The organism is Amycolatopsis sp. cg13 (assembly GCF_041346965.1).
Lineage (GTDB): Bacteria > Actinomycetota > Actinomycetes > Mycobacteriales > Pseudonocardiaceae > Amycolatopsis.
Window position 1 is genome coordinate 8302507 of sequence record NZ_CP166848.1, and the last position, 18626, is coordinate 8321132.

17 protein-coding genes are annotated in these 18626 nt (G+C 69.2%); 11 read left to right on the forward strand and 6 right to left on the reverse strand.

From position 1 onward, the window contains the following. The first annotated feature begins 1806 nt into the window (after positions 1 to 1806). Positions 1807 to 2229: an ATP-binding protein gene (locus AB5I40_RS38915; protein ID WP_134670392.1), complete on the forward strand. Its 423-nt coding sequence runs from the start codon at positions 1807 to 1809 to the stop codon at positions 2227 to 2229. 952 nt (positions 2230 to 3181) lie between these two features. After that, positions 3182 to 3781 (forward strand): DUF1707 domain-containing protein, encoded by a 600-nt coding sequence (locus tag AB5I40_RS38920; protein ID WP_167756737.1) that lies wholly within the window; start codon positions 3182 to 3184, stop codon positions 3779 to 3781. 762 nt (positions 3782 to 4543) lie between these two features. On the opposite strand, the gene AB5I40_RS38925 is transcribed toward AB5I40_RS38920, so the two are convergent. From AB5I40_RS38925 to AB5I40_RS38935, 3 genes are all read right to left on the reverse strand, one after another. Next, positions 4544 to 5098 carry a DUF5994 family protein gene (locus AB5I40_RS38925; protein WP_370935154.1) on the reverse strand — a complete coding sequence of 185 codons (555 nt, stop codon included), beginning with the start codon at positions 5096 to 5098 and terminating at the stop codon, positions 4544 to 4546. Positions 5099 to 5425: 327 nt separating this feature from the next. After that, positions 5426 to 5716, reverse strand: coding sequence for a hypothetical protein (locus AB5I40_RS38930; RefSeq protein ID WP_370935155.1), 291 nt, complete (start codon positions 5714 to 5716; stop codon positions 5426 to 5428). Between the two features lie 382 nt (positions 5717 to 6098). Next, on the reverse strand, positions 6099 to 6563 hold the full coding sequence (locus tag AB5I40_RS38935; protein WP_134670385.1) for a DUF5994 family protein: 465 nt from the start codon (positions 6561 to 6563) through the stop codon (positions 6099 to 6101). Between the two features lie 257 nt (positions 6564 to 6820). Between AB5I40_RS38935 and AB5I40_RS38940 the strand changes: the two genes are divergently transcribed. The 5 genes from AB5I40_RS38940 (at position 6821) to AB5I40_RS38960 (ending at position 8696) form a co-directional block, all read left to right on the forward strand. After that, on the forward strand, positions 6821 to 7240 hold the full coding sequence (locus tag AB5I40_RS38940) for an HPF/RaiA family ribosome-associated protein (RefSeq protein ID WP_370935156.1): 420 nt from the start codon (positions 6821 to 6823) through the stop codon (positions 7238 to 7240). 6 nt (positions 7241 to 7246) lie between these two features. Beyond that, complete coding sequence (locus AB5I40_RS38945) at positions 7247 to 7579, forward strand: helix-turn-helix domain-containing protein (protein ID WP_370935157.1); 333 nt, start codon at positions 7247 to 7249, stop codon at positions 7577 to 7579. 282 nt (positions 7580 to 7861) lie between these two features. Next, positions 7862 to 8170, forward strand: a complete 309-nt coding sequence (locus tag AB5I40_RS38950) for an IS3 family transposase (RefSeq protein WP_370935158.1) — start codon at positions 7862 to 7864, stop codon at positions 8168 to 8170. Continuing rightward, a complete protein-coding gene (locus AB5I40_RS38955) occupies positions 8167 to 8454 on the forward strand; it encodes a DDE-type integrase/transposase/recombinase (RefSeq protein WP_370935159.1) in 288 nt (95 codons plus the stop codon). The genes AB5I40_RS38950 and AB5I40_RS38955 overlap by 4 nt, the downstream gene beginning before the upstream one ends. 59 nt (positions 8455 to 8513) lie before the next feature. Next, on the forward strand, positions 8514 to 8696 hold the full coding sequence (locus AB5I40_RS38960) for an IS3 family transposase (RefSeq protein ID WP_370940696.1): 183 nt from the start codon (positions 8514 to 8516) through the stop codon (positions 8694 to 8696). A 36-nt stretch (positions 8697 to 8732) separates the two neighbouring features. Here the strand turns inward: AB5I40_RS38960 and AB5I40_RS38965 are convergent, their stop codons facing one another. Next, a complete protein-coding gene (locus tag AB5I40_RS38965; protein WP_370935160.1) occupies positions 8733 to 9167 on the reverse strand; it encodes a ferritin-like domain-containing protein in 435 nt (144 codons plus the stop codon). Between the two features lie 558 nt (positions 9168 to 9725). Between AB5I40_RS38965 and AB5I40_RS38970 the strand changes: the two genes are divergently transcribed. Together AB5I40_RS38970 and AB5I40_RS38975 are read left to right on the forward strand one after the other, a co-directional pair. Continuing rightward, positions 9726 to 10778 carry a fatty acid desaturase gene (locus tag AB5I40_RS38970; RefSeq protein ID WP_370935161.1) on the forward strand — a complete coding sequence of 351 codons (1053 nt, stop codon included), beginning with the start codon at positions 9726 to 9728 and terminating at the stop codon, positions 10776 to 10778. 702 nt (positions 10779 to 11480) lie between these two features. Continuing rightward, entirely contained in the window at positions 11481 to 11870 is a 390-nt protein-coding gene (locus AB5I40_RS38975) for an integrase core domain-containing protein (protein WP_370935162.1), read from the forward strand. Positions 11871 to 12517: 647 nt separating this feature from the next. On the opposite strand, the gene AB5I40_RS38980 is transcribed toward AB5I40_RS38975, so the two are convergent. Further along, a complete protein-coding gene (locus tag AB5I40_RS38980; RefSeq protein WP_370935163.1) occupies positions 12518 to 13543 on the reverse strand; it encodes a pentapeptide repeat-containing protein in 1026 nt (341 codons plus the stop codon). A gap of 259 nt (positions 13544 to 13802) precedes the next feature. Between AB5I40_RS38980 and AB5I40_RS38985 the strand changes: the two genes are divergently transcribed. Beyond that, the gene (locus AB5I40_RS38985; RefSeq protein ID WP_370935164.1) at positions 13803 to 14837 is read left to right on the forward strand and encodes a glycosyltransferase; all 1035 of its coding nucleotides are present in this window, start codon (positions 13803 to 13805) and stop codon (positions 14835 to 14837) included. Between the two features lie 67 nt (positions 14838 to 14904). Beyond that, entirely contained in the window at positions 14905 to 16842 is a 1938-nt protein-coding gene (locus AB5I40_RS38990) for a hypothetical protein (RefSeq protein WP_370935165.1), read from the forward strand. Here the strand turns inward: AB5I40_RS38990 and AB5I40_RS38995 are convergent. Beyond that, a complete protein-coding gene (locus AB5I40_RS38995) occupies positions 16834 to 18573 on the reverse strand; it encodes a hypothetical protein (protein WP_370935166.1) in 1740 nt (579 codons plus the stop codon). The two genes, AB5I40_RS38990 and AB5I40_RS38995, sit on opposite strands and share 9 nt — an antisense overlap. Positions 18574 to 18626: the final 53 nt, after the last annotated feature.

An 18626-nucleotide genomic window follows, 5' to 3' on the forward strand; every position in this document is an offset into this window, starting at 1 on the left:
CGGGCCGGTCCCGTCGAACATTCGGATGAACCTGGTGGCGCGTGTGCTTGCCGAGCCGCCAGCCGCAGCTCAGCCGGGCCGGCCTTGTCGTCGGCCGACATCGCGGCCTGTAATCGACAACTGCCGTGCCGCCTGCCGCCACGCGAGCATTGCCGCCGAAACGGCGAAGGTGCTCCCGCCGCGCACCGCACCGGACGCCGCCGAGCGGTCCCGCCGACAGCTCTGTGTACTCGCTTCCGGTCGACTGCCCGGCGTCCGGCGCGGCCGCGGTCTCGCGTTCGTCCATTGTGGAATCCTTAAGCGCGGGAGCGGAAAGCCGCCCTGCCGGGGCGCGGTCGCTTGGCAGGGCGGCGGGAGCTCCGCGAGGTTCCCGGCCCCTCCGCAAGCGACAGGGACACGGCTCTGCCGGTGCGGCACCGGTTCGCCTGCGCCGCACCAGCCGACGAGGTTGGGCAGGGCTCCAGCCGGCGATCGCGGTCCGCGACAGCGGCGACGGCAGCAGCGGGAGGGTGTACTGTCAGCGGTGTCCGAAGGCATTCCGTGTGCGGGTGCAGGAGCCCGCATCGTCCTCGGGTCTCATCCGGTCACGTGAACCGGGGACGGGAGCACGGCATGCAGCCGGCCTACGGCGCACCATCGTCTTCCCAGCGGCCATGATGCCGCCGAGCAGCTGCGGGCGGGTTTGTGCTCCGTCGGCAGCGCCCACTCGGGAGGGGTGACGGTGCGGCGTGGCCCGCTGCCGTGCGAATGACGGAACCCGTTGTGCGGAAAGAATAACAACGCAATCTCGGAGCGGTTCGCAGGTCCCGTCGCGGCCCGATGCGCTGATCCGCCCGCAGGACGTACTCCGGCCGCGGTTTCCTCCGGTGCAGAGCCGGTTCCCGCGTCGGCGAGCCCCGGCTTCGGAGCCGTTTTCCGGCGCGTAGGGCCGGTGGTATCGGCGTCCGCCAACGGGCCGGCCGGACGGGAGCGACTGTCCCGGCGAACCTGGCGGCGGGCATGGGAATCGGACTTGTTGCCGGCAGGCGAGCGGTCGCGGTACAAGGGGCCGGACGCCGAGGAGGGCTGTTTCGACAGCGCCCGGCGGCCGCGGTCCCGGAAGCCGGGCACGGAAATCCGCGCCTAGGTCGAACAGTTCGGGCGGGTGGGCCGCAGCAGGCTCAAATCCGGTCACTGGGGATCTCGTTTCTTCCCCGCTCCGCCACGGGCCGCACCTGGTTGCCTGCCCGGTTTTCCCGCCGCCGGCAACGCTCCGTCGTGGTGACCAGGCCGCACGTCCGCGACCTGACGATCCCTCCGGAGGCGGATCCGGTTGCCGCGCCTCGCGCGCTGCACGCGGCCGGTCGGACGAAAGGGCCGGGACCGCGTGGGAAATCCTTGTCCGCTCAGGTCATCGGACCGTCCATTCCGGCACAAGGAGCGACGTCTGTCCTGCGCGCGGATCACGGGCCGATCATCGTTGCCGAACCGTCGCAGACGCGGGCTTGGTCCGAGGCTGCCGGCGAGTTGCCGGCGACGGAGCGGCGAGCGCGCCGCTCCCCCTCCGGCCGGACCGCGGCGGGGCGGCACCGCGCCCGGATGCGGCGGCCAGCCGGACCGGTTCGCCTCGCTCGCGCGGGTGGAATCGGACGACCGTCCGCGCCCGAACTGCCGCCCAAAGGACGCAATCGCGTCCGGCCGCGAAGAAACCCGGCCGGAACGGGTGTGGACGGGATGTCCTGCCGGGTACCTCTCCTTGATGAGAATCCGGATATCGGCCCGTTGCGTTCCCTCCGCGAGTCTGTCCGCCGGGATGGATCGCGGCGGATGACCGGCAGCGGAGGGGACAATGGATGCCCGTGGACGCTCGACGTGCGCGGGACCGGCCTCTCGTCGGTGCCCGCCGTCCGCGTCTGGGCGGCCGGTCTGCTCGGCAGCCTCAGCGCCGATCGTCGGCTCGACGTGCTCCTGGTGCTCGACGAACTCGTGACGAACGCCCATGCGCACACCCTCGGCCCGACGTGGGTCCGGCTGACCGAACAGCCCCGGCCTTGCCTGGTCGTCGTGGAAGCGGACGACCTCTCGCACGGCTGGCCGGTCGTCCGTGCTCGGGGAGGGACCGCGCCGCACGGACGGGGGATGCAGCTCGTGGACCGGCTCGCGGACGAGTGGGGAGTGCACGACAATCTGGACGGAAAGACCGTGTGGGCGCGCTTGGGCTGGTCCGGGGAAGGCGTCCGCCGGCGGTGAGTGTCGCCCGCCGAGCCCGACAGCGACCAAGGCGGTCGTGGAGATCGACCAGAGGAAGCGGACTGGCCCTGGCCGCAGTCGTGGCGGCCGGTTCCGACGACCAGACAGCCTGGCTTGCCCCGCAGCCGTCGCGGACGGCCGAACTGGAGCGTGCGGAGCACCGTGGCGAGGTACGGACACAGGTGCGCGAGTGCCCGATGCCGCGGAACTCGCCGAGATGCCCGGGCGTTCGGAGCATCGGCTTCGTGACCGGCGTCCGCCGCCGATGGAGATCAGCACGCGGCGGGCGACATCCGGCGCAACCTCCATGCGGGGCTGGAGATCGGGGCATTCGAACCGGCGAGCAGCGAAGCAGGCAGCGGGGTCCGCCTTTCCGATCAGCGACAGTCCGGCCGTGTTCGGGAAATTCTTCCGGGCAGGCAAAGGCCTTCGCGGCGATCGGGCACGCAAGGCGTGTCGCGCGGTTTCAGCCGTCCGCGGAGCAGCGCACGCGCATCCCTCTTGGGCGGCGTCGCTCTCGACAAGGAACCCGGTTCCGATCCTCAGCGCACCTTCTGCCGGCTGGGCAAGCTCTGGAACATCGACACACACCAGCGACTGATTCCGGGATCTCGCCGCAGTGGTCGCGAGCGGGCGAAAAGACCTTCTGCCTCGGGGTCGCGAGTCGCGAGTCCTGTCGCGAACTTCGTGCCAGGGCTGGTTGCGATGAGGCAAAGCGAGAACGAGACGCGACCGATCGCAGCTCGATGCGGCACCGGAGCCGTGGCGATCGCGGCGGGCGCGAAATGGACGTTGCGCGCGGTGTGTTCTTCCGCCGTATCCTCGGCGTCCGGATCACCGTGCCGGCAGCCGAATGTCCGATTAGCGCGCGACCTTGCTCACGGCGTATTGCACCGCACGGGCTTTCGGTCATCTGGTCGCTGTTCGGCGGCCGACCCGATAGATTGAGGACGTGTCAGACGGCGAACTCGAACCGCGCGGTGGTGACGTAGCGCGCGGGAATCAGCGTGCGTCCGATGCCGACCGCGACCGTGCGGTGGAACTGCTCCGGCAGGCCGTCGGTGACGGCCTGCTCGGTCTCGACGAGTTCAGCGACCGGGTCGGCGTCGTGCTCGCGGCGGGGACCCGGGGACAGATGGAATCGGTGCTGGCCGATTTACCCGGGCTGTCGCTGTTTCCGCCCGAACCGCCGTTCTCCGAACCACCCGCGCTCGTGCTCCGCACCACCAACGGTTCGGTCAAGCAGGAGGGCGAGTGGGTCGTTCCGCGGCGGATCCTGGCGCAGTGCGGCTCTGGCCGCGTCCGGATCGACTTCACCCGGGCTGTGTGCCGGCACACGGAAATCCAGCTGAAAATGGTCTGCACCGGCTCGGGGCAGGTGCAGGTGACCGTGCCGCGCGGATGGTCGATCCGCGTCGAGGAGCTGAGCGCGACCAGCGGCAGGGTCATCGACAAGGCGGCGGACCCGTATGTGCCGGGTTCCCCGTTGATCCGGGTGTCCGGCGAGCTGGCCAGTGGACGGCTCAAGATAAGGCATCCGCGCGAGACCTGAATGGCCGACACGACGAGGGCGGTCCGCTCAGTCGATGACGGTCGGTGTCGCGCTGAGCCAAGCGCTGCGAGCCGGCTGACTCCGGAGACCGACGCGGCGACGTGGAACGCAGGACCGCCATTGGCCGGGCTTTCGAAGCTCCGCACGTGCCGAACAGGGAACTGCCGTCCGAATCCGCGTCGCGCGGACCGGTTCCGAACGGTCGCTCGCGGCGGCGGCCAGCCCAGAACGGGATCGTCTCCGTCGCGGGGCACGGCGGTTCGCGATAGGCATGGGCGAGCAGAAGGGCGTCCGGCGCCTGCTTTCGCGGCCTGCTGGAAATTTCCTTTCGCTGAAGCGAAAGACGCCGATGGCAGGGGTGGAATCAGTCCGTTCAGGATTCCCTGGCACTGTGTCGGCGCGTGCCGACGCAGTTTCGCGCCGGCTCGACCACGCGAGAGATGGCGACGGATCAGCTGTGACTGGAAGACCTGGGCACTCCGAGGTTGTGCCTGCCCGGCCGTGGACTTCGGGGCGGGTGTGCCTGGCACGGCTCCGGCTGGTTGCGCGGTGCTTCCGGATGTGTTGTGGTTCAGTCGCTTTCTCGCCGCCACGTCTCGCCCGGCCGGCTCGTCCGCCAGAGCGGACGACCAGGTTCGCTTGGCGCGAGAAAGATCGTGATCTGTCGGGCGGCCGCTTGCGGGAAAAACGCGGAGGAGGCCGCCCCGCCGCCGCGGCGACCCTGCGGTGGGCGCTCGTCCCGCCGGAGGGTCGCGGGAAAATCTAGGCTGACGCGGGGATGCGGCCGCCGTCGACGTCCCAGCGCTGGGTCGCGTCGTCCATCGCGCCGGCGGCCGCCGCCTCGTGGTCGGTCTCGCTGGGGGCGGCGAGCAGGGACTCGACGGTATCGAGGTTGTCCCGGTGCGCCGCGGCCGCCAGAATGCGATGCGCGTCGGCTTGCCCGGTCTCCGGCGGTACGACCAGCAGAGCCAGCCGGCGCGGTCCCCGCGCTCCGGTGACGGTCACCGTGTCGGGGTGGTGCGCGCGGAATCCTTCGAGCCGGATCGCGGAGCCGTCGACGGTGAGCCGGCGCTGAGCCGGAGTCCAGGCGGCGAGGTGGTAGGAGACCCGTTCGATCCGGTCCAGCCGCGCGGCGAGCATCGCGAGCAACGCCGGCAGTTCCACGGCTAGTTCGCGGGTGTAGGGCCACCATGCGCCGTCGACGTATCCCGTTGCTGGGCCGTCCGGTTTCAGCCGCAGGCGTGGTGCGCGCCAGGCCGGTGTGGCGGCTTTCCTGGCCGAGACAGTGCTGGCGACGGTGCGGAGGTTCGGTGCCATGGCGGCGTTCCCGTCCCCGGCCGCTGTCACCGTCCGGACTGGGTGCCGAGGACGGCGCAAGCTTGACCGCTCACGCACGAGATGCTCTCGGACACTGTCAACACTACACCCTTTGCCTCCCCGGCCGCGGAAACGCCGACGGCAGCGGGACTTCGCTTCTGAGCAGCCGGAAATCGGGACGAGAAAAAGAACCGTTCACGGGGAAGACGCCGCGCCCGCGCGGGTCGTCCCTTCCGTCCCGGTCGTCGACCGGCCGCGGCTCAAGCCCCCGAACTCGGCGAGGGGTTTCGCGGACTGCGCGTGGTGGCCGCGGTGCGGGCCGGCCGGTCACGGTGTTGTCGTGATGTGGAAGGCGTAGCGCCCGTTGATGTCCTTTCGGACGTCGAGTGTTTTGTCGGCGAGCCGGACGCGGGTCTCGCGGGCGAGGAACACCTGGGTGTCGCCGGTCGCGATGATGTCCTCCCCGGCCGCGGGGTAGGCGGCGACGTCCACGGCGAATGCGGCGCCGTCCTCGGGAAGGCCGTCGAGCGTGAGGCGCAGGCCGCCTTCGGCGTGGAAGTTCTGGGATGCGGTGAGCTGGTTGATCGCTTCGGTGGCTGCTCCGGTCAAGGTGAACATCGATGGTTCGCTTTCTGCGTGTTGTGATCAGGCGGCGTCGCCGCGCCTTGTGCTGCGTGGATCGGTGGCAGACGGCGCGTGCTGCGTGCGGGCAGGTCCGAAAGCTGGGCATCCTGGGGCCAGAGGTCGTGCTCGTGCGGCGGGGTCCGCGCAGCCAGCGAACCGAGGGGGCTGGTAGCGGGGTCGGTCGTCGGGAGGGCGGAGTGCGGGCTGGTCGGCGCTGCCCTCGTGATTCTGCTGCGAATACCGGGGCGCATGGGCGTTCCTGGTGCGATTTCTGCCGTGCCTGTTGTCGCGGACCGCTCCGATGCGGAAGCGTCGTCTCGCGCACGGCGTCCGCGACAACCCTGGCCTGCCGCTGTTCATTCCCGCCTGGCGCCGGTCAGGCAGCCTCCAGTGCTCCGCTGGCGGCGAGGATCACGTGCGCCGCGTCGGTGCTGTCCGGGTCGATGGCCGAGCACAGGGCGCGTTCCGCCGCCGCCGGGCTTGCTTCCGGCGGGATCACCAGCAGCGTCAGGTGGTGGATGCGCGGGCCGATGACCACGACTGTGTGCTGCTGGAGGCCGTAGAACGCGGCCAGCCGCACGAGAGCCGGTCCGTGGGCGAGCCGGGCGGGTGCGAGGTCCCAGGCGCCGGGGTTGAAACCGATCCGGTCCACCCGGCCGAAGCGGTCGACGAGCGCGGCGGCGAGTGCGCTGAATTCCGTGACCGGTTCCCGCGAACGGGGCCACCAAGCGCCGTCGAAGCAGCCTTTCGCCGCGTGCTGTTCTTTGAAGCGCAATCGCCGCCCGAGAGCGGGCGGTCCGAGCACGACGCCCGTGCTGGACTCGTTCGAGGCGTACTCCATGATGGCGCTCCTGTCCGGCCGGTGCGGGACCGTTCCGGCAGCGGATGCCTGCGGAGGCGGACCTGTCTGCCAAGCCTACGCCGAAAGGGAGACCGCCCGGCGGAATCAGCCGGATTTCCTTGTGCCGGGCCGGAATGGCGGACGGCAGCTGCTCCCGCCAGGCTCCCGAGCGCGCCGGATTCCGTTGGCGCGAAACTATCGCCGGGCGCGGCTGACCGTCAGGAGTAGGCTGGGCGCAGGCGGTGAAGGCGGTTCCGGTGAGCGTGGCACAGGCCGCGTTCCAGGACCCGCGCGGCCGCATTCCGAAGGGACCGCACATGCAGGTCGAGATCAGCACCGACAACAACGTTCCCGGCAGCGCGGAGCTGAACCGCTGGGCCGAGGAGGAACTCCGTGCCGCGCTCTCGCGGTTCAGCGACCACCTGATCCGGCTGGAGGCGCACCTCAGCGACGAAGTCGCGTCCGGTGCCGCCGGGGTGGACCGCCGGTGCGTGCTCGAGGCCCGTCCCGAGGGCAAGCCCGCCGTCGTGGTCACCCACTTCGCGGGTTCGGTGGACGAGGCGCTTCGCGGGGCGACGCGCAAGCTGGCAGGCATTCTCGACCGGCAGCACGACCAGGCCGCACACCGCAAGGGCGGCGACACTGTCCGATATGGACGGTCGGCGAACCAGGGCTGACTCCCGATGTCCGGAACACAAGCCGCGTCGCCTCGGCTTGCTGAGTGTCCACACAGGACGCCGTCGTCGCCGAAATATCCGAGTAGCGCCCGATGTGAGTTTCGACAGGTCCGTGAGGGGAACCCTGAGGGGCTCAGAGTCTGGACCGTTCCCCGGGAGTTGGACTGGGAATCGAGTTCCGGCTTGCGGCGAGCGTGTTCGTTGTATTCGTGCAGTTCGTTGTCTGAGGGGCAGCGGGAGGCTGCTGTGGTGTTGTTCGAGGCCGGGCGCGGCCGCAAGGCGGTCGCGGCCCGGTTGGGCGTGTCGGAGACGGCGGTGCAACGCTTGCGTGATCGTTGAATGCTGCGGAGCGCGGGGGCGCTGATGAACAAACCGGACCGGCGGTCGTTCGCGTTCGAGTTCAAGCTCGAGGTCGTGGCCCGCTATGTCGGCGGGGAGGCGACCGCGCTCGAGCTGGCCCGCGATCACGGGTTGCGGCCCCGGCGGAAAGGCCGTCCCCCGGCCGCAGCGGCGGAGCGGTCCGGGCCGGGCGAGTTGGAGCGATTGCGGCGGAGAACCTGCGGCTGTCGGCGAAGGTGGCCTGCCTGGAAAATTGCGGGCCTTGAGGGATCAGGGGCGAGGGTGAAAACCCTGGCGGTCGCCGCCCTCAAGGTCGACTACTCGCTGCTGGTGGTCGCGGGACTGGCCCGGTCGACGTTCTTCTACCACCAGGCCCGCCTGGGCCGGCCCGACCCGCACGCCGGGCTCAAGACCGCGGTCGCCGAGGCGTTCGAGGCCGCCCGCGGCCGCTACGGGCACCGGCGGATCCACGCGGTGCTGGTCCGCGACGGCTGGCAGATCGCCAAGAAGACGGTGCTCAAGGTCATGAACGCCCTCGGCCTGGTCTGCAAGATCCGGCGGCCGCGCCGGCGCCGGTCCTGGCCGGCATGACCGCCGAGAACCCGCTCGACCGCCAGTTCGGCGCCGACGCTCCGAACAGGAAATGGGTCACCGACGTGACCGAGTTCCGCATCGGCGACCGCAAGGTCTACCTGTCACCGATCATCGACCTGTTCGCCCGCTCCGTCGTCGCCTGGGCCTGCGGCCCGTCCCCGTCGCTGGACCTGACCACCACCTCGCTGCGCGAGGCGATCGCCGCCCTGCCCCCGGTGCCGCGCCGCTGGTCCACACCGACCAGGGCTTCCGGTACCGGCACCGCTCCTGGCGCGCCCTGATCGAGGAGGCGGGCCTGACCCAGTCCAGGTCACGCCGCGCCACCTGCCTCGACAACGCCATTGTCGAGAACTTCTTCAGCCAACTCAAAGGAGAACTGTTCCACCACAACAGCTTCGACACCATCGGGGAATTCGCCGCCGCACTGCACGACTACATCCACTGGTACAACACCACCCGCATCTCCACCACCCTCGGAGGCCTCAGCCCAACCGAATACCGAGCCCAAACCCTCACCGCCTGACCTCCACCCCAACCAGTCCAACTTCTGCGGACCGGTTCAACCGAGCGCGGTCCGCGGGAATGGGACGCGCACTTTCTCGTCGCCGGCGATTTCCTGCGCGTACTGCCGCGCGGCCCGGGTTTCGAACCGCACCGCCCGTCCGCCGGTCACACCGCCGCGCGTGCCGGTGCCGGAGGTCATCGAGTCGGACAGCCCCCGTCCGGTCACGGCGTACAGGTAGAACTCGGCTTCGAGGTATTCCAGGTCGAGTGCGAAGTTGAGCACCGCGCCGTCGCTCACCTGGCCGGAGTCTTGCGCGACCGGGGCGGCCTCGCGGACGGCGGCCCCGGCGGGGTTCGTGAGGCCGCCGAGCCCGAGAGCGCCGGCCACGTCGAGCCCGGCCATGCCTGCGGCTTGCAGGAAATTGCTTCGGTCCTGGGGACTCTCCGCGCTCCGGGCGATCATCGAGGCGGCATAGCGGGTGCCAAACACGGGCGATCTCCTTCCCGCCCGGCGCGAACGCCGGCCATTCCCGCACGGACAGCCGTCCGCGCGGGAATGGCCTTCGTGGACGGTCCTGCTTCGTCACCGGGAGCGGTTTGGCCGGGTCAGCTCCCCGATCGGGGGCACCGCGGAAATCGGGAAGAAATCCGTTCCAGGTCACTCCGCCGACGGGATACGGAGAGCGATGAGTACATTGTGGACTATGACGCGACCGCTGATCGCGGTGCGGATCTCGAGCGGAGAGCCGGTCTGGTTCCGCTCAGAAGGCGATGCGAGCCGGCCAGCTCACCGCATACGCGGGGATTCGGGTATCGCCAATCCTGCTTCGCGGGGATCTTGCCGGCTGGGCAGGGTCCGGAGCGGAAGTCCGAGCGGCACGGCTCCCCGCCGATAACCGGGATGCCGGCCCGCGCACCGAGCTCGTGCGCGGCGTTCTCCGCCGAGCCCTCGGGTCCGGCCTTGTTTGGGGCCGCGTCCTGGCGGGAATTCGCGTAGTGCGACCGGTCGCCCCAGTCCCCGGCATCGCAGAACTCGGGAAGGAATCCCATGGTCACATCGCCGGTGACTCCGCCGACCAGGGTCGGTGCCGAGACGACCGCGTCGCGCAGGGAATTCGGCGCTCTCGTCCGGCTTGTGCGGGGAGCGGGCCTGCTGGAACGGCGTTATGGTTACTACGCGGTGAAAATCGCTCTCACCGCGCTCGCTCTGGCCGCCGGGTGCCTGGTTTTCGTCCTGGTGGGCGATTCGTGGTGGCAGCTGATCACCGCGGTGTTCTTCGCTGTGATGTTCACCCAGATCGCGTTCCTCGGCCATGACGCCGGGCACAACCAGATCTTCCGGACCGGACCGGCCAACGACCGCGTCGGCCGGATGCTCGGCGGGATCGTCGGGATCAGCTACGGCTGGTGGATGGGCAAGCACACCCGCCACCACGCCAACCCCAACCACGAGGACGAGGATCCGGACCTCGACATCCCGTTGCTCGCGTTCACCCGCGGGCAGTCGCGCGACCGCAGCGGGCTCGTGCGCTGGACGGCCAAGCACCAGGCCGCGCTGTTTTTCCCGTTGCTGCTGCTGGAAGGGCTGAACCTGCACTGGGCCGGCGTCGAAGCCGCGTGGCGCGGGGAGATCGCGGCGCGCCGGACGGAAGCGGTTCTGCTGCTCGTGCATGCCGCCGTATACCTCGCCGCGGTGTTCGTGGTGCTGTCCCCGCCGGTGGCGATCGCGTTCATCGCCGTCCACCAGGGACTGTGGGGGGTGTACATGGGCTGCTCGTTCGCGCCCGGGCACAAGGGCATGCCCACCTACGCCCGGGAGACCAGGCCGGACTTCCTGACCCGGCAGATCCTTACCAGTCGCAACGTCCGCGGCGGCCGCTGCGTCGATTTCGCCCTCGGCGGCCTGAATTACCAGATCGAGCACCACCTGTTCCCCGGCATGCCGCGCGCCAACCTTCGCCGAGCCCAACCCCTGGTACGCGCGTTCTGCACCGACCGCGGCATCGAGTACGCCGAATGCGGACTGTTCACGACCTACCGCCACGTGCTCAACCACCTGCACGACGTCAGCGCCCCGCTCCGCGCGCGCGGCGCCGCCTGAGAACGAGGCCGCGCCGCGCGCGACTCGCGACGACGGATCTGCCCCGCGGTCAACCCGCGCAGGACGGACTACCGGTGTTCGCCTCGATGCTCGCCGACCTCGTACCGGCCGTATACCGTGCCGTAACTCGACTGTGGTTCGCTGATCTGCTGTTTGTCCGGGTGAGGGTTATGCGATGCTCTCCGGCCGTGCTGTTTCGACTGATGTATTTGGTCATGGTGACGTTGTTCGGCTGGTGGGGTCTGCTTTCTCGGTCCGCTAGGGCCAAGGACGTCGAGATACTGGTGCTTCGCCACGAGGTGTCGGCTCTGCGCCGCCAGGTCGGGCGACCACGTCTTCCGCGGCCGGATCGTGCGGTCTTGTCTGCGTTGGTCGTCCGGCTTGCCCGGGAGAACCCGGGTTGGGGGCATCGCCGTGTCCAGGGAGAGCTGGTCCGGCTCGGGCACCGCGTCGGTGCAGGCACGATCCGCCGTATCCTCGAAGCCGCCCGTATCGGGCGCGGGGACACCGATCGGCGCACGTTCCTGAGCGCCCAAGCGGCAGGCCTGACGGCCACGGACTTCTTCCATCTGGACACGATCGGGTTGCGGAGGCTCTGCGTGGTGTCCATGATGGAGATCCGCACCCGGCGAGTGCACCTTGCCGGGGGTGAACTCGCATCCGGCGGCGGCCTGGACCACGCAAGCCGCCCGCAACCTGCTGATGAGCCTCGGCGAGGGAACCTCCCGATTCCGGTTCCTTGTCCGCGACCGCGATGCGAAGTTCACTGCACCGTTTGACGCGGTGTTCGCCTCCGAGAGCATCGGCGTGGTGAAAACCCCGCGGCGAACGCCCCGAGCGAACTGTTACGCGGAGCGGTTCGTGCGCAGTGTCCGGTCGGAGTGCACCGACAGGATGCTGATCTACAACGAACGCCACGCTGCCGCGGTCCTCGATGAGTTCGCCCGGCACTTCAATGATCACCGTCCGCGCCAGGGACGTGAGCATCGCCCGCCCGACCACGATCCCGCTGCCGTCATTCCGCTCGACTGTCCGTTCCGGCGGCACCGTGTCCTCGGCGGCGTGATTAACGAATGCCGCCGAGTAGCCTGATTCGATCTCAAAACCGCAGCTCATGGAGCGATTCGCTAGTTTTGGCACGGTACAAGGTACTGCGGCAGAGGTGCGGCGTGTCATGTATGCGGGAGCGTCACGAGCGGGGCAGCTTCTGATGTTCGTAGTCCACGGCGACCATTTGGGCAGATATGTGGCGCAGCTGGCGGCAGACGGGCTGGCGGTCAGAATATGGACGCCGGAAGCTTCGTCAAAAATAACTGGCAATGTGTTTGCGCATGCATTAAAATGCTGAAATTGTGGTCTGGATCGACTGCTGGTCGGCAACCGGGCGATGGGTGTGCAGCAGAGCTGTGCGTAAACGCGCTTTACACGTCGGCTACCGCTGCTTCGGCCCGGCCCGGCCCGGCCCGGCCCGGCCCGAGGCCCGACCCGAGGTCCGGTCAGGAACAGGATGCCGCTGGTGCGTCGTGGGAGAAGATCGACTGCCGTCTGATGCAGCTGCATTTCGGTAACGAGTATGCGAAAACGGCGGCGGGCTGGGGGGCGTAGGCACGGATTGCGCTGTTCAAGAACCCGCGGTCGGGGCGACCGGGTTCACCCATTCGGCCGGGTTTGGTTGGTTGTCGTGCTGATTCGACGCAGAAAAGCGGAGAATGGCTGATGAAATGCGCGCTCGACGCTGTTCAGAGCCGCCCGCGCAGTTCTGGCGGCAGAATGGTCGACATATCCGCCGCTGCGCTCTTGAGTGCGGCGGCGGTGAGGCCGACAGCGGTGCTGAGGTCCGTCCCGGTCAGGTCGGTTTCGGTGAGGTCTGCTCCGGTCAGGTCGGTACGGTCCAGGGTCGCTCCGCGCAGGCGGGCGCGGCTGAGGTTGGCATTGCGGAAGTCGGCCCGGGAGAGGTCGGCTCCGCGCAGGTCTGCTTCTCCGGCGAAGGACGCGCCGGTGGCGATCGCGTCGGCGAGGCGTGCGTTCGGCAGTTTGGCCCCGTCCAGCATGGCGTTCTCCAGCTTCGCCGAGTTGAGCACTGCGTCGCGCAGATCGACGAGAGCGAGCGTCGCGCCGGTGAGGTCCGCGCTGGTGAGTTTCGCGCGCGACAAGACGGTGCCCTCATCGCAGATGGTCCCTCGGAGGTTCGCACCGGTCAGGTCGGCACCGGTCAGCTTCACGCCGGCGAGGTCCAGCGGGTCGGTCTGACCGTTGTCGGGACGTTCGCGGAGGGCGTCGACGGCTGCGACGACGTCCGGGTCGGGGCGGGTGCCTTCGGCGGCCGCGGTCGCGCGTTGGCGAAGGAGATCGCAGATCGACCGGACAACGCTCGGGCGGTCCCGCTCGAAGTCGATCATCAGCCTGGCGAGCGTGCGCACGGCGTTGGCGCGGATGGCCGGGTCGTCCGAGCCCAGCCTGCTCCATGCGGAGTCGAACTGGCTGACGACGTGCTTGTCTTCGTCCAGGCGCTGCTTTTGCCGGTCAAGCGAGTAGCGCAGGAAGGCCAGCCCGGCGGTGGCGATGCCCGCGCCCACGTTCAGCCCGGTGAGGAGCGACGACCGGGCGTTGTTGACCGCGGTCAGCCACTCGGCGCTCGACATGTCCGGCCGTTGCGGACCGACGGCTCGTTCGGCGAGGGGAACCGCGAAGAGCCATTCCATCGCGCCGAGCACGACGACTATTGCGGCGGCGATCCCCACGCTGCGCCAGAATCGGATCTGCATGGGGATATTCCACCGTATGGCGTGCTGCGTTGCTTTCGCAGGGCGGTTTCGGCAAGATCGGCATCCGGTGTTCGACCGGGCGCGGGGAGGCGCGATCGATGGCGAAGAAGCATGCGGGGACGGCGGATGCTCCGGTTTCGAGAATCGGTGTTTTCCGTTCGGCCACGAGCGGCGCGGTCGTCCATCCGGTTCTTGCCGCCTCCGGTTCGAGGAACTCGGTCGCTCTTTCCCTGCTGGTTGTCAGGGCTCAGTGAGGGCGATGAGCATTATTCTCGTCCCGTACCCGGCCCGGGGCCACATTGCTCCGTTTCTCCGGATGGGCGCGGAACTGGCTCGGCGGCGGATTCCGGTTCGGATGATCGTGCCGCCGCCGCATGCCCGGGCCGTGGCTGCCGCCGGGGTGGTCCCGGTGGTGATCGGCTCGGACGAAGGAGCTCGGGTGCCGCCGGGCTGGTCCCGGTCGGATCTGGCCGCGAGACGTGCTGCCGCCGTGCGGCGTCGCCGGACGGCGCTGGAGATGCAGGCGGTTTTTGACCGTGAGGTCGCGGCGTTCCCTCCGTCGGCGGTGCTCCTGGACCCGCATGCGAGGTGGCTGCGCCGACTGTCCCGGAGCGGCCGGCGGATCTGGTTGTGGACGACTTCGTCGTCGGCGCCGCGGTGCGCCGCGCCGGCACTCGTCAACGGCCTCCCGGCGTTGGCCGCTCCGTCCCGGCGGGCACGGTTCGTCGCACCATTGCACGGCGGTTTCCCGGTGCCGGGGGAGGAATTCCCCTACCATCGCTTGGCGGGCCGGAAGCTTCTGGTGGTCTCTTTCGGCACTGTGTTCGGGCGTCGGCCAGGCATGTTGCGGTGGATCGCCGAGTCGTTCCGCGGCACACCATGGGATGTGGTTCTCTCCACCGGGCGAACCGAGCCGGCGGCAGTGGGCCCGGTTCCGGGCAACGTGATCCTGGCTTCGAGCATTCCGCAGGAGAAGCTGCTGCGCCGAGCTTCGGCGCTGCTCACCCACGGGGGAATGAATTCCGTCCTGGAAGCTGCCGCAGCCGGTGTTCCGATGCTCTTCGCGCCACGCAGCGGGGAGCAACGCCGGACGGCTCGCCGGGTGATCGAACTCGGTGCCGGAAGGCTGCTCGACGCTGGAACTTCGCTGGCCCGGCAAACCGAGCGGCTACGGGCTGACGATGCCGTCATCGGCGGTGCACGGCAGTTGCGCGCACTCGTCGAGGCCGCACCTTCCGTCGCGGAAGCAGCTGACCGGCTCGTCGCGCTGGCTGATCTCGCGCCTGTGTGCTGATTCGATCACAGAACGTGGGCTGGACCCGATAAGGTCGAGGGCACTGTCGCCAGGGGAGGGACAAAGCGTGGCCGTTCAGTCAGCCGCACCGTGGTCGTTGCCGCCGCGCCCGTTGCCTTTTGTCAACAGGGACAGCGAAATCGCCCGCATCCAGGACATCCGGGCCGGTAAGGCCGGCGAGGGCGTCCTGCTCCAGCTCGCCGGCGCCCGGGGCATGGGGAAGACGCTGCTGGCTGTCCATGCCGCCTACGAGCTGCGGGAGCACTATCCCGACGGAGGTGTGTTCCTCGACGCGCGCGGCTCCGACCCGCAGGGCATGGTGCCCGCCGCCGACCTTGCCCGGCAGCTGCTCGTCCAGCTGGGCGTCCCGTACGCGGAGATCCCCGGCGCACCTGCCGACCGGCTCGCCGTCGCGCGGGGAACCGCGGCGGGCAAGCGGCTGCTGATCGTGCTCGACGACCTGAAGGCCGCCGAGCAGCTCGACGGGCTTCTCGGCGACGTATCGCAAGCGGCCGTGCTCGTGACGAGCCGAGGGAAGCTGGACGCGCTTCGTTTCCGCGGGTTCAGCCGGGTAGCCCTGGATCCGTTCGACCGCCAAGCGACCGCGAAACTGGTGAATGCGTTCGCCGGCGACCCGCACGCCGTCGCGGAGAGCGTGATCGACGCGTTGTGGCGAAAATGCGCCGGCCTTCCGCTCGCACTGGCAGTAGGCGCGAGCCGGGTCGTAGGGGGCGACGACGACCCGCAAGCGTTCGTGGACGACCTGGCTCTCGCCGATCTCGAACAGGGCGGGGAGCTGTCCGTCCGAGGCGTTTTCGACGCCATCTACCAGGATCTCGACGAAGACCGGCAGCGGGACTACCGGGTGCTGAGCCTCGTCCCCGGCACGGATTTCGGGGTGCCGGTCGCAGCGGAGGTGCTCCGGTGCTCGCCTAAGGACGCCCGAAACAGGCTGGCCGGACTGAGCCAGGCATGCCTGCTCGAAAACCGGCGGGCCGGGCGATACGGGTTCCATCAGCTGATCCGGGAACACGCGCAGGAACTTGCGCACAAGGAAGCCTCGGACGACAGCCAGGAAGCCCGGGAGCGTTCCGTGTTCTGGCTCGCGGCCAGGGCGATGGCGCTCGACAGCGCTTACGCCGCCCGTAAGACGCCGGAACCGGTCCGGATGCTTTCCTTTGCCGCAGAGCCCTATTCCGGCAGCGCGGAGGAAGCAGCTCAGGAGTTCGACCTCGAGTGGGACAACGTGGTCGCGGCCGCCCGCATGTGCGCTGACCTCGGCCGGGCCGACTTGGCGGCCGCGGTGCCGACGGCGCTCTACTCTTTCGGCTATCAGACCGGTCGTGCGGCGGAACTGGTCGATCTCTACACGCGTGCGCTCGACTTCGACAACACGCCCGCGGTGCGGTGGCAGCTTCATCGCGACCTGGCCGGACTGTACGAGGACCTCTGCGAGGGAGAGGAATCGCTGTCACACGCCCGCGCGGCTGCTGAATCCGGGCACGCCCCTGGCACCGCCAGCGCATTGGAATGGCTCGGACTCGCCTGCGAACGTCTTGGCCGGGCGGAAGAAGCTCGCGGCTACTTCCGGCAGGCACTGGCCGCGGTTCCGCTCATGGGCGACTCGCACGACGAGTCGCGGGCCAGGGCGCTGCTGTCGATGCACGAGGGAAGGGTGGCGTTCAAGCAGGGGCAACTCGACGAGGCCCGGCCGGCGGCGACGGCAGCGCGGGATTATTTCGTCGCGCACGAGAAAGATCTGCCCAACGTCGCGAGGTGCGAGAAGCTGCTCGGAGACATCGCTGCTCAGGCTGCGGACCTGCGAGCTGCCGAAGCGCACTGGTCTCGCGCGGCGGGTCTGTTCGAGCGGTCGTTGATGGTCAAGCTCGCCGCCGGTGCGGTCGAAGCGCTGGCCCAGCTGGCGGCATCGGAAGGCCGTGCGGCGGAAGCCGCGGATTTCCGGGAGCAGGCCGCCCGGCTGCGAGGAGAGCCGAGCTCAGCCTGAGTGTTCTATTTCCACCCGGTGAGTCCGGCCGTCGAGGGTCAGTTCGACGGCCCCGGCGAGTGCGTCCGTTCCTGCATTCGCCCATGTGTAGGGGATCGATGCAAGTACCTCGCCCGCGACTCCGGGTGCACGAAGCGTCAGTGCGGGTCCCGAGCGGAGCCGCACGTCGGCTTTGCCTTCGGAGGACAGCGAGCTGACGGCGCAGCTCGGATACCGGGCGAATAGCGCGGCGTGCCACTGCTCGCTGTCGGTGCCTTCGTCGCCCGGGCGTGCATTCAGCACAGCCGCGCTCGTTCGCAGGGACCGGATCGGATAGTCCACCGAGCAGTTCACATGGACGTCTGCGGCACCGCCGAACTCCGTGCGCTGCACTTCCGCGGCACGGCGGGCCAGCTGGACCGTGCGGGCCTCGACGTCGGCTTCTCCGGACACGAAGTGCGCTCCGGCCGCGGGGCCGCGAGTTGCGAGATTCTTGGCCGCCACGGGTGCCACGGAGACCTCGGTGCTCGGTTCGGACAGCTTCATCAGCGAGTAGAAATGTCGGCGCAGGACCGAAAGAGACTCGCCGGGCATCGAGGACGCCAACTGGGCGATGGGCCGGAACCGGTCGGAAGCGCGGCTGGCGAGCGCAGCGTCGATAGTGTCCTCGTACGGTCCGGCAAGCTGCAGCCGAGGAGCCAGCTCGCCGAGGGCCGAGATAGGCGTTCCCGGCGGCACATCGTCGAAAGCACCAAGGACGGTGGGTCTGCCCAGCGCCGCCGCGTATCCGGTCACCGAGCCGTGGTCGCCGATCACCACGTCGCTCGCGACCAGGCCGGCGCGCCAGCCTTCTATCTCGTCGAGGATGAGCATCCCGGACCGGAGGCAGTCGGCGTACCACTGGCGGACCGCGGCGAATCCGTGGCCGTGGCTGATGTTCGGGTGGAGCACGAGAGCGACACAGTACGAATCGGGAGACAGTTCGGAGAGGAGCTCGCGCGGGAGGTCCGGCCGCTTGCCGAGCAGCGAGGTCCGGGACCAGGTGGAGGTGATGACGACCAGCCGGCGTCCTCCGATGCCGAGTTCGGCTCGGTACCGGTCGCGCAGCGGCAGGCTCTCGACAATGCGGTCCAGGCACGGATCGCCTGCGACGAGCATGGCGCTCAGCGCGGCCGGAGCGAGCGTTTCGACTGTGCGGAGCTGGTCAGGGTGAGAGAGGACGAACGTATCGGCGACCGGGCGGCCTTTGGCGAGCAGCCATTCCGGGGACAGACCGAATGGTCCCTGGTCCCTGGTCCCTGGTCCCCGGTCCCCGGTCCCCGGTCCCCGGTCCCCGGTCCCCGGTCCCCGGTCCCCGGTCCCCGGTCCCCGGTCCCCGGTCGGAGGATATTTAGTATATCCAATCCCATGAGACAAGATCACTCGGCGCGCCGCGGCAGCGGGTAATTTCCCGTGGTGACTGGCGCTGATCGCGAGATCGAACCGCGTTTTCCTGGCTTGTTTCCGCGAAACGATGATGATTCCCGCGCGTTCGAACGCGGCCGCCAGTCCGTGCCGGAAGGGATCGGCTTCGAGGTCGGCGGCCACCAGCTGGACGCGAGCGTCGTTCTCGAATACCGGGACGATGTCCAGCAACCTGGTGAAGGTCGTGACGTTGTGCCCGGCGAGCAGCACCGTGCGTTCCGGCGGCATGGTGGTCCAGCGCCATGCCTCGTCTCCGATCGGTACCGAGACGCGTCGTCGGCCAGTCACTCAGTTCGTCCAGGGCGTGAGTCGTCAGGTTGTCGGCGTGATGGTATCCGACG

Bases quoted from the DNA above. Each gene is read 5' to 3' on its own strand.
- AB5I40_RS38945 (WP_370935157.1), top strand. From the start codon at position 7,247: ATGTCCGGAACACAAGCCGCGTCGCCTCGGCTTGCTGAGTGTCCACAC.
- AB5I40_RS38930 (WP_370935155.1), bottom strand. From the start codon at position 5,716: ATGTTCACCTTGACCGGAGCAGCCACCGAAGCGATCAACCAGCTCACC.
- AB5I40_RS38970 (WP_370935161.1), top strand. From the start codon at position 9,726: ATGGTCACATCGCCGGTGACTCCGCCGACCAGGGTCGGTGCCGAGACG.
- AB5I40_RS38985 (WP_370935164.1), top strand. From the start codon at position 13,803: ATGAGCATTATTCTCGTCCCGTACCCGGCCCGGGGCCACATTGCTCCG.
- AB5I40_RS38975 (WP_370935162.1), top strand. From the start codon at position 11,481: ATGAGCCTCGGCGAGGGAACCTCCCGATTCCGGTTCCTTGTCCGCGAC.
- AB5I40_RS38925 (WP_370935154.1), bottom strand. From the start codon at position 5,098: ATGGCACCGAACCTCCGCACCGTCGCCAGCACTGTCTCGGCCAGGAAA.
- AB5I40_RS38955 (WP_370935159.1), top strand. From the start codon at position 8,167: ATGACCGCCGAGAACCCGCTCGACCGCCAGTTCGGCGCCGACGCTCCG.
- AB5I40_RS38915 (WP_134670392.1), top strand. From the start codon at position 1,807: ATGACCGGCAGCGGAGGGGACAATGGATGCCCGTGGACGCTCGACGTG.
- AB5I40_RS38980 (WP_370935163.1), bottom strand. From the start codon at position 13,543: ATGCAGATCCGATTCTGGCGCAGCGTGGGGATCGCCGCCGCAATAGTC.
- AB5I40_RS38935 (WP_134670385.1), bottom strand. From the start codon at position 6,563: ATGGAGTACGCCTCGAACGAGTCCAGCACGGGCGTCGTGCTCGGACCG.